At 71.9% G+C, this 15668-nt stretch carries 13 protein-coding genes; 5 read left to right on the forward strand and 8 right to left on the reverse strand.

The window, feature by feature from the left end; translation table 11 throughout:
• Window positions 1–262 precede the first annotated feature (262 nt).
• On the forward strand, window positions 263–736 hold the full coding sequence (locus ACIRST_RS14570) for a hypothetical protein (protein WP_402802552.1): 474 nt from the start codon (window positions 263–265) through the stop codon (window positions 734–736).
• 135 nt (window positions 737–871) lie between these two features.
• Here the strand turns inward: ACIRST_RS14570 and ACIRST_RS14575 are convergent, their stop codons facing one another.
• Complete coding sequence (locus ACIRST_RS14575; RefSeq protein ID WP_402802553.1) at window positions 872–2311, reverse strand: HEAT repeat domain-containing protein; 1440 nt, start codon at window positions 2309–2311, stop codon at window positions 872–874.
• 614 nt (window positions 2312–2925) lie between these two features.
• Here ACIRST_RS14575 and ACIRST_RS14580 point away from each other — a divergent pair.
• Window positions 2926–3603, forward strand: a complete 678-nt coding sequence (locus ACIRST_RS14580; protein ID WP_350524168.1) for a VC0807 family protein — start codon at window positions 2926–2928, stop codon at window positions 3601–3603.
• A 260-nt stretch (window positions 3604–3863) separates the two neighbouring features.
• Window positions 3864–4973: a mechanosensitive ion channel family protein gene (locus ACIRST_RS14585; RefSeq protein WP_402802555.1), complete on the forward strand. Its 1110-nt coding sequence runs from the start codon at window positions 3864–3866 to the stop codon at window positions 4971–4973.
• Window positions 4974–5119: 146 nt separating this feature from the next.
• On the opposite strand, the gene ACIRST_RS14590 is transcribed toward ACIRST_RS14585, so the two are convergent.
• The 5 genes from ACIRST_RS14590 to ACIRST_RS14610 form a co-directional block, all read right to left on the reverse strand.
• Window positions 5120–5755, reverse strand: coding sequence for a hypothetical protein (locus ACIRST_RS14590; protein ID WP_402802556.1), 636 nt, complete (start codon window positions 5753–5755; stop codon window positions 5120–5122).
• A gap of 483 nt (window positions 5756–6238) precedes the next feature.
• Entirely contained in the window at window positions 6239–7513 is a 1275-nt protein-coding gene (locus tag ACIRST_RS14595; RefSeq protein ID WP_402802557.1) for an Ig-like domain repeat protein, read from the reverse strand.
• Between the two features lie 274 nt (window positions 7514–7787).
• A complete protein-coding gene (locus ACIRST_RS14600; RefSeq protein ID WP_402802558.1) occupies window positions 7788–9263 on the reverse strand; it encodes an FAD-dependent monooxygenase in 1476 nt (491 codons plus the stop codon).
• 101 nt (window positions 9264–9364) lie between these two features.
• Window positions 9365–9757 (reverse strand): nuclear transport factor 2 family protein, encoded by a 393-nt coding sequence (locus tag ACIRST_RS14605; RefSeq protein WP_402802559.1) that lies wholly within the window; start codon window positions 9755–9757, stop codon window positions 9365–9367.
• Window positions 9758–10326: 569 nt separating this feature from the next.
• Complete coding sequence (locus ACIRST_RS14610) at window positions 10327–11433, reverse strand: right-handed parallel beta-helix repeat-containing protein (RefSeq protein WP_402802560.1); 1107 nt, start codon at window positions 11431–11433, stop codon at window positions 10327–10329.
• Between the two features lie 546 nt (window positions 11434–11979).
• Here ACIRST_RS14610 and ACIRST_RS14615 point away from each other — a divergent pair.
• Window positions 11980–13293: an Ig-like domain repeat protein gene (locus ACIRST_RS14615; RefSeq protein WP_402802561.1), complete on the forward strand. Its 1314-nt coding sequence runs from the start codon at window positions 11980–11982 to the stop codon at window positions 13291–13293.
• 95 nt (window positions 13294–13388) lie between these two features.
• Here the strand turns inward: ACIRST_RS14615 and ACIRST_RS14620 are convergent, their stop codons facing one another.
• Both ACIRST_RS14620 and ACIRST_RS14625 read right to left on the reverse strand, forming a co-directional pair.
• Window positions 13389–14006, reverse strand: a complete 618-nt coding sequence (locus ACIRST_RS14620) for a TOPRIM nucleotidyl transferase/hydrolase domain-containing protein (RefSeq protein ID WP_402802563.1) — start codon at window positions 14004–14006, stop codon at window positions 13389–13391.
• A 239-nt stretch (window positions 14007–14245) separates the two neighbouring features.
• Complete coding sequence (locus ACIRST_RS14625; protein ID WP_402802564.1) at window positions 14246–14830, reverse strand: hypothetical protein; 585 nt, start codon at window positions 14828–14830, stop codon at window positions 14246–14248.
• A gap of 155 nt (window positions 14831–14985) precedes the next feature.
• On the opposite strand from ACIRST_RS14625, the gene ACIRST_RS14630 reads away from it, so the two are divergent.
• Window positions 14986–15498, forward strand: coding sequence for a DUF1877 domain-containing protein (locus tag ACIRST_RS14630; protein WP_350524157.1), 513 nt, complete (start codon window positions 14986–14988; stop codon window positions 15496–15498).
• The last annotated feature ends 170 nt before the right edge of the window (window positions 15499–15668 follow it).

The raw sequence follows: 15668 nt of genomic DNA on the forward strand, positions 1-15668 counted from the left end.
CACCCGCGCCGGCAGCCACCGGCTGCCACTGACATCGGGGGGATGTATGAGGGTTCGCCGTACCCTGGCCAGATGCCTGGCCAGATGCCTGGCCGTTGCCACCGTCGCCGCACTCGGCGCGGCCTGCAGCAGCTCCGGCACAACACCGTCGGGCGGTACCGGGGGTGTCGGGGGTGGCGGCGGCGCGGCCGTGCCGCCCCCGGTGGCACCGTCCTCCAGCCGGGCCGGGGGGCTCGCCGGGCGCGGGCCGGTGATGCACGGGGTGTTCGGCGAAACCGGGTTCACCGCCCAGGTGGTCAGCGCCGCCACCAGCGCCTCGCTGCCCGGGATCGCCCCGCCCCTCGGCAGGACCACCCTGCTGGTCCGCCTCAAGGTCGCCTCGGACCCGATCGACCGGACGAGCAAGGCCCCGAACCACATCATCATGGCCGTCAAGTACCCGGCCTGCGGGCCGGTCCCCGACTGCTGGCACACCGAGGGCGGGGCACGCGCCCTCCCGGAGAGCGACGTCCTGGACGGCACCCACATGAACAGCGTGCCCGACTGGTTCGGCACGTTGGACGCCAACACCAGCTACTTCAAGTACGTCTGGCAGTTCGTCCCGGAGGGCACCGACTTCTCGGCCGCCCAGTTCTGCCTCCAGCAGAGCGACGGCAAGCCGGACGTCTGTGCCCCCCTCGGCCAGGTCGAGCCCTTCCACGGCCAGATGGACCGCGCCGACCTGGAATCGTCCTAGCCACGGCAGGACCCGGCGTGCGTGGGGCGCCCTCGGGGCGCCCCACGCCTGGCACCCTGCAACTCGCGACAGCCCGCGGGGCTTCTCGCGGTTCGCGCAGCGAGTCGCCACCTGGTGCGCGCCCGCCCGTCTCGGCTACCGACTGCCAGATACCAGGCGGACTACGTCACGCAGCAGTTGGACCACGCCCTCGGTGATCTCGGTACGGCGCTGCTCCGCCAGGGCGAGCAGTTCGGCGGCCTCTGCGGGGCCGGCGTCGAGGGACGGGACCGGGCGGGTGCGCCAGGGGTTCGGGGCCAGAGCGCGGATCTGCGTGGTGGCGTCGGTCTTGCCCCGGGCAGCGAGTCGGGGATGGGGATCGCCGCTCACGAGGAGGGCGGCACGCAGTGCGGTGAGTCGGTCCCGCCGGTTCAGCAACCGGTAGCCGGCCCGTCGCACCGCCGGCCGCTGCGGGTCGGCGAGCATGTCCCACAGCAGGTCGGCAGGCAGCTGGGTGGCACTGGGGGCGAGGGTGACAGCGGCCTCCTTGACCACAGCGGTGGAGCCGTCCCGAAGCAGCACCGTGACCCGGGGGACGGACACCGCGTCCAGGCTCCGCAGGGCGCGCAGCGCATGGACGCGAACCTGAGGGGCCGGGTTGTCCAGGAGGGGGGTGAGCAGCGGGCCGTCAGAGCGGCTACCGGTCTCGGCGAGCCCTCCGATCGCCCCGACCTGCGGCTCGGCGGCCTGGACGGCCGCGCGGTAGTACGCCGGTGAATCCGTACCGGTGCGGCGTGCCGCCTCCCGTGCCAGGGCCCGTACCAACGCGGACGAGTCGTCGAGGAACGGCACCACGTCCTTGGGGGAACCGGTACGCATCAGCCCTGTGAGGGCGGTGATCCGTACCTCGGCGTGACGGCTGCGGGCCAGACGGCGCAGCAGCTCGACCTGGTCGGTCCACACCGCCTGCCGGGCAGCGGCCTCGGCGGCCCGGGCCCTGACCTGCCGGTCGGGGTCGCTCTCGGCGAGGACGGCGAGGTCACGAAGCCCGAGGCGGTGCGTGGCAGTGTCGAGCACGAAGCGACGCACCATCGGCTCGGGGGCCGTGAGAAGCCGTCCGGACAGGGCCGTGCCCGACTCGGCCAGCAGCGACGCGCGGAGTTGACCGTGGGCGAAGGCGCCGCGCCGGCGCCGGTTGACCAGCAGAGCCGTACGCACGGTCGCCGCGGTGGCCGACAGGGGATTCTCATGGAGCAGCACGGCCAGACCCGCGCACGCCGACTCCCGAACCTGCCTGACCCAATCGCTGGTCCGCAGGACGAGGAACGGCATCATCTCGGGGTGCGGCCGGCTCAGCATCCGCCGTACCACGCGCTCACGAACGCGGCCGTCAGCGTGCGAGGCCGCCAGGGCGAGCGCGACCGGGTCGGTCTCGGTGAGCGAGGGGGCCGGGCGGCCCGTCGAATACCACGACTCTCGGCGTATGAAGGCATCCAGGCGCAGCAGCAGAGCCGGACGCTCCGTCAGCACGCGCAGCGCTTCGAGCGAATCCTCGGCATGTCCGGCCGAGCCGACCGCCAGCAGCGCAGCGGTCAACTCCTCAAGTGCACCTTGTTCCTGAGCCCGTGCCCCGGACACCGCCAGCCGCACACGCTCCAAGGAGTCCGTACCCGGTGAAGGCTGCGAGAGGGCCTGTTGACGGCGGAAGAAGAAGTTCACCCCCGTCATCCTGCCGGAGCCGACCGACTTGCCGCTTCCCATATACGACGCCATCGAGAGCCCCGCCCCGGGGCACCGCTTGGTGGTCCGGCCGGGGCAGCATCGAGGTGTTCCCTCCTCGCCCTTTCGAGGTGCCCGGGGTGGAAGGGATCTGGACGCCTCACGGCTGTCAGATCGCCTGGTCCTGGTACTGAGTTCGAGTCGAGGGCTGTTGCGTGGGCGTCGTGGCAGCGCAAGGATGTGCGGGCATGAGCGATCTCGACCCCGTAGCCCGGGTAACCCGCATTCGGCGGGTCGGGTCGGGTCCGCGGGCGCCGGGATCACGGTCGCTCGTGTGGCGTTCGATCCGGACCCCATGAACTCCCGTGAGCCTCTGGAGCTGCGAGGAACGCAACCGCCTCGCCTGAGCGTGGACGGCTGTGTCCGTGAGATCACCATCCTGGCCCTTCTCTCGATCCGGAGGACACCATGACACCCAGGAGGTGCCGGCGGTGACGGCCCCCGAGACGCCGCCGCGGCCGAGCGGCCGACGTCTGCTGCTCGGTGTCGCGTGGGACGTCGTCGTCCCGATCGCCTTGTACTACGGCCTGCGCGCCGCCGGCGTCAGTGTCTTCGTCGCGCTGCTGGCGGGCGCCTTCCTGCCCGCGCTCACCACCGCGGTGCAGTGGCTGCGCACCCGCAGCCTGGAGGGCATGGCGGGTTTCATCGCCGGAACCATGCTGCTCGGCGTTGCAGCCGCGCTGGTCAGCGGCAGCCCCCGGTTCCTGCTGGCCAAGGACGGGTGGCTGACCGCCGTGGCCGGGCTCTGGTTCCTGGTCTCGATCAGGGCCAGGCGCCCGCTGCTCTTCCACGGCGGCCGCCCCCTGCTGGAGGGGCGGTTCCGCTCCGACGGCACCTCCTGGGACGTGCTGTGGGACCGCGAGCCGGCGTTCCGCCGGATCTGGCGGGTCTCGACGGCGATCTGGGGTGTGGCGATGCTGCTCGACGCCGCCGTGCGGGTCGTGATGGCCTACACCCTGCCGGTGGACGTGGTGCCCGGCCTCGGCGCGCTGCTCTGGCCGGTCACGCTGGTGCTGTTGCAAGTGGTGAACGGCGTCTACTACGAGGTGGCCGGGCTCTGGCGGCTGACCGCCGGCACGGCCGGGCGCTCGCCGGCCGACCGAGACTGACGCCGATCATCGGGCCGGCCGCCACCGGCGTGCTCCTCACCGGAAGATGACGGCCTGCCTGCCGAGCGGACGGAACGCCGAGGTCCGGCTGTGGTGCCGGCCGGGCCATGGGGCAGGATGGCAGTCCGTTCGGAATGCGCACATCCGTTCCGACGTGGCTGCGCACAACACGACCCGACAGGCGACAAGGTGACCAAACAGCACATACAGCGGCCGGCGACGGCCCGTTCCATCGACCTCCACGCCGCGGGGGCGGGACGGTGACCCGGGACCTGGTCCTGCACGACTGGGTGGTGGCCGGCATCGCGCTGACCTCCGGCTGTGTCGCCGGCCTGGTGCTACGGGCCCTGATGAAGTGGCTGGGCAAGCACGCGAGCAGGACGAAGTGGAGCGGGGACGACATCATCGTCGACGCACTGCGCACCATCGTCCCCTGGGCGGCCGTGATCGCCGGGGTCGCGGTGGCCGCTTCGGCCCTGCCGCTCACCGCGCGGGTCGGGGGGCTGGTCGACCAGTCGCTGACGGCCGTGCTCATCGTCATCGCGACGTTCAGCGCGGCCCGGGTCGTGGCCGGGCTGGTGCAGTCGGTGGCCGCGTCCCGGACCGGTGTCGCGGCGTCCGCGTCGATCTTCGTCAACATCACCCGGATCGTGGTGCTGTCGATGGGCGTTCTCGTGGCCCTGGAGACCCTCGGGGTGTCCATCGCCCCGCTGGTCACCGCCCTCGGCGTGGGTGGTCTCGCCGTCGCGCTGGCGTTGCAGGACACCCTCGCCAACCTCTTCGCGGGTGTGCACATCCTCGCCTCGAAGACGGTCCAGCCGGGTGACTACATCCGGCTCACCAGCGGGGAGGAGGGGTACGTCGTCGACATCAACTGGCGCAACAGCGTGGTGCGCAACCTGTCGAACAATCTGGTGATCATCCCCAACGGCCGCCTGGCGCGGACGAACATGACGAACTACTCCCAGCCCGAGCAGAAGCTGTCGATCCTGGTCCAGGTCGGGGTCGGCTACGACAGCGACCTGGAGCACGTGGAGCGGGTCACCCTCGACGTGGTCGACAGCGTGATGGCCGACATCAGCGGCGGCGTGCCCGACCACGCGGCCGCCGTCCGCTTCCACACCTTCGCGGACTCCAGGATCAACTTCACGGTCATCCTGGGCGTCGGCGAGTTCAGCGACCAGTACCGGATCAAGCACGAGTTCATCAAGCGCCTGCACCGCCGGTACCGGACGGAGGGCATCTCGATCCCCGCGCCCACGCGCACGGTCTCGCTCCAGCAGGACGGGGCGGACGCACCGTCGTCCCTCCCACCGGTGCCGCATCAATGGGACGCGTCGTCCGAGGCGCTGACGGACCGACGGCGGTAGCCGGGCGCGGCGGCGCCACCCGGCGGACCGAGCCGAGGCGAGGCCTGCAGCCCGTACGCCGCGCACGCCATGAGCGGCGGCGCCGGCACGACAAGTGCCGACGCCGCCCGTCAGGCGTGCCTGGCCCGGGCTCAGGGCCGGTGCGGTCAGCTGGTCCAGAACGACGACAGGTTCTGGTAGGTGCCGTGGTCGGCGATGGCGCCCTGGTAGGACAGCGAGTTGCCGTTCTGGGTGTCGATGACCACGAGCTGGTCGCCGCGGAACAGGCGGTAGTCGCTGTAACCGAAGAACGTGGCGGCGTCGATGCCCCGCCTGAAGTCCGCCGGGATGTTGCGGTAGGTGCCGTGGTCGGCGATGGGGCCGTAGTAGGTGACCCGGTTGCCGTTCTCGGTGTCGATGACGACCAGCTGGTCGCCCTTGAAGAGCCGGTAGTCGTTCCGTCCGATCAGCGTGGTGGCGTCGATGCCCCGCTTGAAGTCCTCGGGGATGTTGCTGTACGTGCCGTGGCCCGCGATGGCGCCCTGGTAGCTGATCTGGTTGCCGTTCTCGGTGTTGATCACCACGAGCTGGTCGCCGCGGAACAGGCGGTAGTCGCTGTAGCCGAAGAACGTGGCGGCGTCGATGCCCAGCTTGAAGTCCTCCGGGATGTTGCGATAGGTGCCGTGGTCGGCGAGCTTCCCGTCGAAGGTGACGGCGTTGCTCTTCTGGGTGTCGATGACAGCCAGGCGTCCCTGCTTGAACAGCCGGTAGTCGTTCCGTGCGATGAGCGTGGTGGCGTCCATGGGATGGTCCTTTCGCTGACGTTCGGTCGGACAGGCCGTTTCCGTACGCTGCGGTTGTGCGCTGCGGTTGTGCGCTGCGGTTGTGCGGGACGGCCCGCTGCGTCGCCCTCTGGCCGATCGGATTCCGCATATGACAACGACAAGCAGCATCCACACAGTCACCCGCTGCTGTCGACAGCGCATCGCGCACTGAGAGCCGGAACCGGCCACAATCCCCAGGCGACTCCTGCACCTCAGATCGGTACGACCGTGTCGAAGCGCCGCCCACAGCCCACCCCCGGACAGCAGGCCGGGCCCGACGTTCCAGCCCGTCGGGACGCGTAGCGGGAGCAGGGTGGTCTTGAGGGAGTCGGGGCAGGCGGCACGCCGAAGCCGGCCGGGGGACGGGGCCCGCGCGGCCGGGAGAAGCGGGCGCAGCACCACGCGGCACCGCGCGGCAATCCCGGGAAAGCACGCGGGCCTTGGGCGAGGCGGCGGGTGGTTCTATCGGGGGTTCACGGTCACGGTGATGCTCTCGGGGTTGCCGCTGTTGCCCTGGTAGACGGTGTCGCCGCTGTAGACGGCGGTGATGGTGTGGGCGCCGGTGGTGCGGAAGGCGGTGACGAGGCCGGCGGCGGCGCAGTTGCCGAGGGAGAGGACGAGGCGGGAGCGGCCGAGGGTGGTCTGGGTGGTGGTGTCGGTGAAGGTGACGGTTCCGGTGGGCGTGGTGGTCGAGCCGCGACCGGGGCAGATCAGGTCGCTGAGGACGACGGGCAGGCCGGTTCGGGTGCGTTGGGGCATGGCGGTCAGGACCGTGGTCACCGGCTTGCCCGGGGCGAGGTAGCTGATGGTGATGCCCGCGGCGGCGCTGGTCGCCGTGGGGCCGGTGCCGCCGGCGGGCACGAGGGACGAGCCACCGCCTCCACCACCCGCGCTCCCGGCCGGGGTGACCAGGGGGTTGATGTTGCCGCCTCCGCCGCCGCCGTAGAAGCCCGCGCCGCCTCCGCCGCCGGTGTTCTGGCCGCCGTCGCCGCCGGTGCCCAGCATGCCGGGCGTGCCGGAGGCTGTCCCGCCGCCTCCGGCACCACCGGTACCGCCGTGCGTGGCCGCGCCCGCTCCGCCGCCGATGCCCCCACTGCAGGCCCCGTCCGTGCCCGGCTGGCCGGCGTCCCCGCCCGGGCTTCCCGCGCAGGGGCTCTGGGCGGCTTCACCGGCCCCACCGCCGCCCGCAGCCACGATGAGACGGGAGTCGGTGGTGGTGAGGGGGACGGTGCGGGGCTGGGTGCGGATGTCGGAGGCTCCGCCTCCGCCGCCGCCGAAGTGGGAACTGCCACCGCCGTTGAAGCCGCCGACGCACAGCGTGTTCGGGTAGCAGGATCCGCCGGTGGCGGTGCCCCCGACTTCGACGTAGAGCGTCTGTCCGCCGGACAGCCCGGTGAGCGTGCCCGACACCTGGGCGCCATGGCCGCCGCTCGCGCCACCGAGCCCTTCCGTGCCGCCGGCCGCGCCGATCGCCGACACGTCGACCTGTGTGACGCCGGCCGGGACGGTGAACGTCTGCTCGGCGCCGGTGAAGGCGAACGTGCAGGTGGTGGTGGGACCCGTGGTCGTGCAGGTGCCTTGCGCGTGCGCGGGCGCGGACAGGGCCACCGGGGCCACGGCCGCGCAGAACACCCCGGCGGTCACGGCCAGGACCTGGCCCCGGCGCCCTCGCGGACCGGTGCGGTGACTGCGTGTGGAGCCCGGCCGGTCGGCAGCAGGCGACAGTGCGAACGTCACGATCCACTCCAGGAGGGGCGAGGGCCGGTCGGCCCGGTGTCTTTCCGCCACTGTGGACCACGCAGTCCGAGCCCCGGCCTCGCTCCGATCTGACACACCGACGGTTCACGCCGCCGGTCCCCCGGGACCGGCCTTCGCCGGCAACCCCGGATCGGGGGCACAACTGCGGCTCGGAGCAAGCACCCAGGCGCCGACACCGCGCCGACGCTTCCTGCCGCCCCGGGCAGGCAGGTACCCCGGGGCGGAACGCGGCGGCGGTCCCGCCGAGCGGCGTTCAGCGGCACAGGGTGCGCAGGGTGGCGAGGCAGTCCGCGGCCCGGCGCTGCGGGTCGGTGTCGGTACTGGCCCAGGCGATCCGGGCGTCCGGCCGGATGAGCACGGCAGTGACGTCCCGCCAAATCACTTGTGCAGCACCGGTGTTGACGGTTCCCGCGCGCTGCTCCAGGCCGTCCGTCGGGCACGGCGTCCGAGTCCCGCCGAGGTCCAGCAGCAGTGGTCGGCCGTGGTGCATCAACGGGTGGGCGGTGGGCGCACCGGCCGGGATGTCCAGGGCGAGACCGGCCAGCCGGGTGCCGTTCAGCGGGTGCCCGCCGGGCTGGGTGTCGGCCGGTATCGGGTCGTCGAAGCCGGCGATCCGGCGGGCCCACCGGTGGTTGGTCCGTGGTTCGGTGAGTGCGGCGGACCAGACCTCGCGCAGGGCTATCTGCTCCGGGTTCGCCGCGGCGAACAGGGCGAGTTGCGCGCGGGTGTTGTCGATGACGGCGCGGGCGGCCGGCCGGCGCTCCGTCTCGTAGCTGTCGAGCAGTCCGTCGGGCGCCCGGCCCTGGAGGGTGGCGGCCAGCTTCCAGCCCAGGTTGGTGGCGTCCTGGATGCCGAGGTTCATGCCCTGCCCGCCGGCCGGGAAGAACATGTGCGCCGCGTCCCCGGCCACCAGCATCCGTCCGGCCCGGTACCGCGCGGCCTGGCGGGTGGCGTTGCCGTAGCGCGAGAGCCACCGGGGGTTGCGGATCCCCAGGTCCCGTCCCAGCAGTGCGCGGGTCTGCTCGCGCACCTCGTCCAGGGTCAGCGGTTCGCCGGTGCCGTGGTGCATGGTGGCCGTGGAGAGGCCCGCCAGGCGGTGGACGCCGTCGCCGATCGGGGCCGCCAGGAACGAGCCGGCCGGTCCGGTGGCGGAGAGCGGCCCGGTGGGCGGATCGTCGAGTTCGACGTCGGCGAGCCACCCGGTCATGGTGGTGTCCTGACCGGGGAAGTCGATGCCGGCGGCCTGGCGCACGGCGCTGCGGGTGCCGTCGCACCCCACGACCCAGCGGGCCTGCACGGTCCGGTGGGTGCCGCCGGCCCGGATCACCACCTCGACGGCGTCCGGCCCCTGCGTGAGCGAGACGACCTCCTCCCCGCGCAGCACGCGGGCGCCCACGGCGACCGCGTGCTCCTCCAGGAGCTGTTCGGTGACGGACTGGCCGAGCGCCAGCATGAAGGGGTGCACCGCCCCGGTCGTGGAGAAGTCCAGCCGGGTGGTCGCCGCGCCGAAGTGGCCGGTCGGCACCGGGGTGCCGCGTTCGATGAACCGCTCCGCGAGGCCGCGGGTGGCGAAGGTGTCCAGCGTGCCGGCCTGCATGCCGACCGCGCGCGACCGTCCGTCCGGTGCCGCCCGGCGTTCCACGACGGTCACCTCCACCCCGTGCAGGCGCAACTCCGCGGCGAGCCAGAGCCCCACCGGGCCGGCCCCGGCGATGAGCACGTCGAGCATGACAACCACTTCCTCTCACTTTTCGAGCGACTTTCCGAACCATGCGCCGGGACGACGGCGGGCCGGGCACCGGGCGTGGTGCCCGGCCGTGGTCGGGTGGTTCAGCGGGCGCTGCCGAGGTTTCGGTCGCCGTCGGTGCCTTCGAGCATGAGGGTGGTCTCCTCTATGCGGCGGAAGCGGCCGTCGGGGGCGAACTCGCCGAAGAGGTAGACCTCCATGCGGACGGTGGTTCCGTCGGTCTTGACGACGGTCATGGTGTGGCGGTCGGCGTAGCGGTTGCCGGCGGTGAGTTCGTCGTGGACCTCGACGGAGCCGTCGGCGACGACGGTGCGCAGGTGGGCGATGTGGTCGAGGAACTCGGCGCGGTCGGCCCATTCGCCGTCGGTGCGCTGGCGGTAGTCGGGGGCGAAGTGCCGGTCGGCGGCTTCGTCGAGGTCGAGGCCGGGGGCGAGGAGGAGGTCGGTGAGGGCGGCGCGGACGTCGGTGTGGGTCACGGGGATTCCTTCGGTTGGGTGCGGGGGCGTCCCACTGCGGATCGAACGAAGATGCGTGCCTGAAGCACGCTTATGACTGTAGCGGAAAAGCGTGCTCGACGCACGCAAAATCTGGAGCGGTCAGGGACCCGGCAGAACACGACACCCCACCCATGCCGCTCCTGGGGTGTCCGCAAGGAAGAGCCGGGGTCGGGCCAGTAGGTTGCGACCCCGGCCCTGACGGTCCGTGCCCCCGACAGGCGCGGAGCGGATGCCCTGGTGATCTCGGACGGGGTTGCCCAGGAGCTCGGATTCGATCTCACCCGCGACCTACGGGCGGTGTGCGGGTGGGCAGATCGCCGGGCATTGGAGGAACTGGCACGAACCGGCGGCGTCGAGACGGAACGGACTGCGGTGCGCGTCCTCGACGGAGGCTCCCCCGCCGCTTGAGACACAGCCGACGATGGACGCGATGATCCCGCCGACGGGCGTGATCACCGCATCCCGGCCAGGACTCGACCACGTCCGGCCTCGCCCGATCACCAGCCGGACGTACACCTCGGACAGTCCCCGCCGACCTCCCGGCAGCGCTACCGGCGTGTGGTCGCGGTCGCGGTGAAGCCGCAGCACTCGAAGGTCTGGACCGGCGCACCCGACGTCCGCCGGATGGACACCCGGTCGAGCGTCGCCGTGGTGTCCGCCGTGGCGGCGATCACGGCCACGCCGCCGACACCGCCCTCGATCCGGTGCTGCCGGACGGTGAACGTGCCGTCCTGGAGGGCCATCCCGAAGTAGTCGTTGTCCGTCAGCGAGTTCCGGGAGAGGTCCGCCGATCCGACGGCATAGATGCCGACCTGATTGCGGTTCACCGAGTTCCCGGTGATGACCGTGCCCGGCGCGCCGGCGACGATTCCGGCGTGCTGGGTCTGGCTGAAGAAGTCGGGGCCGCACTGGCTGTCCGACGGGCGACAGGCGTTGTCGGTGATCGTGCTCCGGGCCACCGTGCCGGTCGCACCCAGGACGAAACCGATCCCGTCGGTGGAAATCGTCGGGTGGCCGGTCACCTCGCTCTCCAGGACGCTGACGGAGGATCCGGTGTTGAGGACGGTGACGCCGGAGCCCTGGTAGTCGCTGATACGGGAGTTGCGGATCGTCGCCGAACCGGTGCCCGTCGGGAAGTCGCCGACGAAGATCCCGACGGCGCTGTGCGGGCAGGGCGCGGCGGGCGTGTCCGTGATGTGCGAGACCGCCGCGTTGTTCAGGTCCAGGTGGCCGCCGCTCAGGACCCGGATCCCCGAGCCGAGGGCGCCGCTCGCGCACGTACCCGAGCCCGGACCGCTGACCGCCAACCGGGACATCGCCACCCTCGCGCCCCCGTGGATCTCGACGATCGAGGTTCCACCGTCCTCACCCGGAGCAAGGACAGCAGGTGCAAGGATCCTCGTCGTGTCCGCCCCCGCACCGCTGATCCTCAGGTCCTTGCCGACGAACAGCTGCTCGCGGTACGTCCCCGGGCGGACACGGATCTCATCGCCCGGCTGCGCGGCGTCGACGGCGGCCTGGATCGTCGGATAGTCCGTGGGAACGGTCCTGACCCTGCTTGTCGCGTGGGCGGTGCCCGGCAGCAGCACGCCGGCAGCCAGGACCACCAGGAGTCCGCCCAGCAGGGCGGTGATCCTCGTACGCAGAGACTCCACAGGTGTTTCCCTTCGCGCGCGCCGTCGTCGGACGGGAGCGGTCCGCCGGCCCGTCCAACGGTCACAGTTAGCAGGCATTCGGCTGCGGACACGGCTCGGCACTCCGGTCCGAAGGCGCGCTGCCGGAAACGTCACCCGTCCTCCTTGCCCCGTGTCGTTCGGGGGAACCCGGCCGTGTCGGACCTGAGCACCGTTCGGGCTGTGCTGTTCCGGCCCGCAGCCACCCGGTCGGCGGCCGTGGTGCTCCGGATGCGGGCCGGAGCCGGTCGGAGTGACGGCTCGTCGGCAGGACACGTGATCCGGTGTCGCAGAGCGCGACACTTCGCCACCTGACGTACATATGTCATAACGATGAGTGACCGATCTGGCTGCGGCTCGCCCCGCTGTCCCGCGGCCGCCGACGGTCCCACCCCAAGCCATTCACGTCAGGAGACATCGGTGATCACAGACCACACCCCAGGACAACCGGCCGACCGCGTGACAGCCGGACGAAGCCGAGCCCGCGCAGGTACCCGCGCTCGTGAGCAGTGGCGGCGGGCAGGGGCGGTGGCGGGCCTGTGCCTGGCCCTGTCCGGGACGGGCCTGGTACCCGCGACCGCCGCACCGACGGGGGCCGCGGGTTCCACCACTCCGGCAGGGGCCCACGGGGCCGACCCGACGTACACCTTCACCTACACCGGCGCCGCGCAGACCCTCGCCGTCCCGGCGAACGCGGTGATCACGATCACCGCCGACGGCGCCGGCGGTGGCGACAACACCGGCACCGCCTGCACCACCACGGGAACGGGCGGGACGGGGGCACGGGTGGTCACCACCCTCCCCCAGACGACCGCCCCGACGACGCTCACCATCGACGTCGGAGGCGCCGGCGGCAAGGGCTGCAACGGCACCGGTACGGGAGGCGCCGGCGGGTTCAACGGCGGCGCCCCCGGCGGCAGTTACCCGGCCCCGAACTTCAAGTACGAGGGCCCGGGCGGGGGCGGAGCCTCCAGCGTCAGCGCGGGCGGCTCCCTGCTGGCCGTCGCCGGGGGCGGCGGTGCCGCCGGCGGCACCGGAGGAAGCTCGGCCGGGGGCAACGGCGGCAACGGCGGGACGCCGGACGCCACCGCCGGGACCGACGGAACCGCCACCGGCCCCGGGGCCTCAGCGGGGAAGGGCGGCGGCGGGGGCAGCACCAGCACGACCACCGGTGGCGCCGGCGGGGCCGCCGGCACCGCTCCGCTCTGTTCGACGACGGCGGGCGGTCCTGGCAGCGGGTTCAGCGGCACCACGGTCGGCACCGGTGGCACCGGTGGCAGCATCGGCAGCGGCTGCGCCCTCACCGTCATCGGTGCCGGCGGCGGCGGGGGCGGCGGGTACTTCGCCGGCGGGGGCGGGGGAAGCGCCACCGTCAACAACCTGGGCCTCACGGGCAGTGGCGGCGCAGGCGGCGGGGGCAGCAGCTTCACCGCCCCGGCCGGGACCGGCACCAGCTTCAGCACCTCCACCGTCGGAACGGCGAACCACAACGGCCAGGTGATCATCACCTACGTCGTGGGCAAGCCGGTCACCACCTTCCTGAGAGCGATGCCCCAGCGCACCCGCACCGGCGTGCCGGTCGTGCTCAGCGACCTGATCTGCCCCGGCGGCGGATCTACCACCCGGCCCACCGGCACCGTCACCTTCACCGACACCACCACCGGCACGACCCTGGGCACCTCACGCCTGGTCCTCTCCCTCGGCAACTGCGCCGCCGCCGGCCTCGTCACCGCCTTCCGCACCCCCGGCCCCCACACCGTCACCGCCGTCTACAGCGGCGACTCGGTCTACCAGGACAACAGCGGCAGCCCCGAAAGCATCATCGTGACCGTGAACCCCTGATCAGATCGCCACAGCTCAACCGACAGACCCACCACCCGCGAGGGCCCCGGCCCCTTCCCCGGCCGGGGCCCCCGCCCCCTGGCGATCCACTGCCGTCAAAGATGTCGGAGCAGAGCCTGGAGGGGGGCGGGGACGCGGTCCGGGTCGAGGGCCTCGGTCAGGAGGCGGCCGTAGCGGATCTTGCGGCCCTTCTTCGTGCCCAGGAAGCGGCGCATCTGCCGGTGCGGCGGCCGGTCCTGCTGGGCAGGCTGGCGGACGAAGATGCGCCAGGCCGGGAGGTCGCCCTCGGCCCGGACGATCTCCACGACCCGTGGCACGCCCAGCGCCCGGATGAGTTCGTCCTCCAGGTCCGCCGCACACACGAAGATGCCGTCCAGCGGCTCGCCGGCCCGTTCGAAGCCGCGTTGGTAGAAGCCCTGTTCGCCCTCGTCGCACAGCCCGACAAGGCGCAGGCCCAGCCCCGTCGGCCCCAGCAGGCCGGCGAACCGGCCCACGTTCATCGCCCCGCCCATCGAAACGACGCACACACCCCGGGACTCCGGGTCTCGACCGTGGCGCGCGGCCAGCACCTCGACGGCCGCGACATCACTCGGCCCCTCCAACAGCACCACCGTCCTTACCCGCAGTCGCCCGGCCAGCTCGCCCGCGGGCCCACCCGGCCCTCCCGCCGCCCAGCCGGTGATCGCATCCCGGAACGCCCGCATGTCCGTCATACGGCGATTCTGCTCGGCCCGACGCATGAGGGCACGGGGTTTTCGCTCCCGTTGTGAGCGGAGGAAGAGGACGGCCTACCGTCCGGGGCGGCGGGCGGCCTTGTTGTTGCAGGGCCGCCGGCACGACACAACGGTGCTGCCGATTCTCGGCGACGTTTCCTGCCGCGCAGGGCGACGACCGTTGCCCGAACTCACCGACAGATTCCAGGTATCAGGCTCTGGTCCACGTCCTGTGGCCCCTACCCTCGGTGATCCTCCTCGGAGGTACGCCTCCAGATCGGTTCCGCCGGCCAGTCGAGGAGGTCGTGAAGGTCCCTGTCCGCGCCGGAGAGTGCATGGAGGAGGAAGGCGACGAAGCGCATCTCGTACTTCCGCCACGGCGTTTTCGGGAACTGGCCGCGGAACCAGACGACGACGGGCCATTCCATGGGATCCGGGTCACTGGTCAGCCAGAAGAAGTGGTCTCCCTGCACCGTTGCGCCCCAGCAGAGCAGCCCGCCCGGCTCGGGTAGGAACGGATACGGGCAGAGCGCCGGATCGTCCTGCCGCATTCCCCGGAAGACAGGTCCCAGATCATCCGTCGTTGAACGCAGGAACTGACGGAAAGCCGGCCCAGCCTGGGGCGATCCGTGGAAAGTCCACGGAGCACCGACGTGGAGGTAGCCTCGCAGGTCGCCTGGGCCAAACGTGTCAATGAACTCTCGGTAGTCGGCGGGGAATTCGAACCCCACCTCCTCTCGTGAACGGGCCCACGGCAACACCGGCTCGCTTGGATCACAGCTCACGCCGGCCAGCTCGGCGAATCTCCCGACGTCCTTGCGCATGACGACCTCCGGGCCCAGGATCATGCCAGGTGCCGGCGACAAGGGCCGTGGTCACCAGGCGCCGATAGCTGCATGGGAGATGCCGCGCTTCCTGGCCGACAGGCCCCCGAGGAAGTGGCGGCAAATCCGGTGGACAGTGTCGGGATACTGCCGTCATGGCTGTCACCCAGCAACTTGCCCGAGTCACGGCGGAGTACCTCGCCGCCTGCCGCCGGTCAGCCGCGGAATCGCCCGACGGAAACCATCACTGGGATCCGCCGTCCGTGGACTGTCTGGATCTGGACTGGGCGCCCTCCATGCTGGAGCGTGCCTGCGAGCTGACGGGGCTCGACGCCGTCCGCCTGGGGGCGCTCAAGCGCGCGACCGATGGCGACGGCGGCATCGATCTGGACTTCCTCGACGCGGGCCCGCACGCGATCGCCTTCTTCAGCAACTCCGCTCCGACTGCCCTCGTTCCGGAGGCAGTTGCCGAGGTGTCGGCGCTGCTCGGAGGGATCGACATGCAGGCGATCCTCCGGTCGGTCCTGGACAGCGGCGCGGGGTCCACGCTCGGCTACGGGTTCATCGGCGATCCGACGGAGTACCTGCTGGGCCACTTCGGTGCGCTGTGCGACTTCTATGCGGAGGCAGCCCGGGGGGGTCTGCTCGTCGTGCTGTGGTGGGACTGAGTCGGTAGGCCTCGTCGATCAGCAGATCGACAGCCGGGGCCGGGCTGGCCGGTCCACGCCGGGCGGACAGGGCCTTGGGGCAGGCGTTCCCGCCCGCCGGGCAGTCCGAAAACGCCTTTCACGGACCCACGGGCTTGGCTACGGTGGGCAACCCGCGCACGAAGGCTGGT

The sequence above is a fragment of the Kitasatospora sp. NPDC101447 genome (genome assembly GCF_044767225.1).
Taxonomy (GTDB): domain Bacteria; phylum Actinomycetota; class Actinomycetes; order Streptomycetales; family Streptomycetaceae; genus Kitasatospora.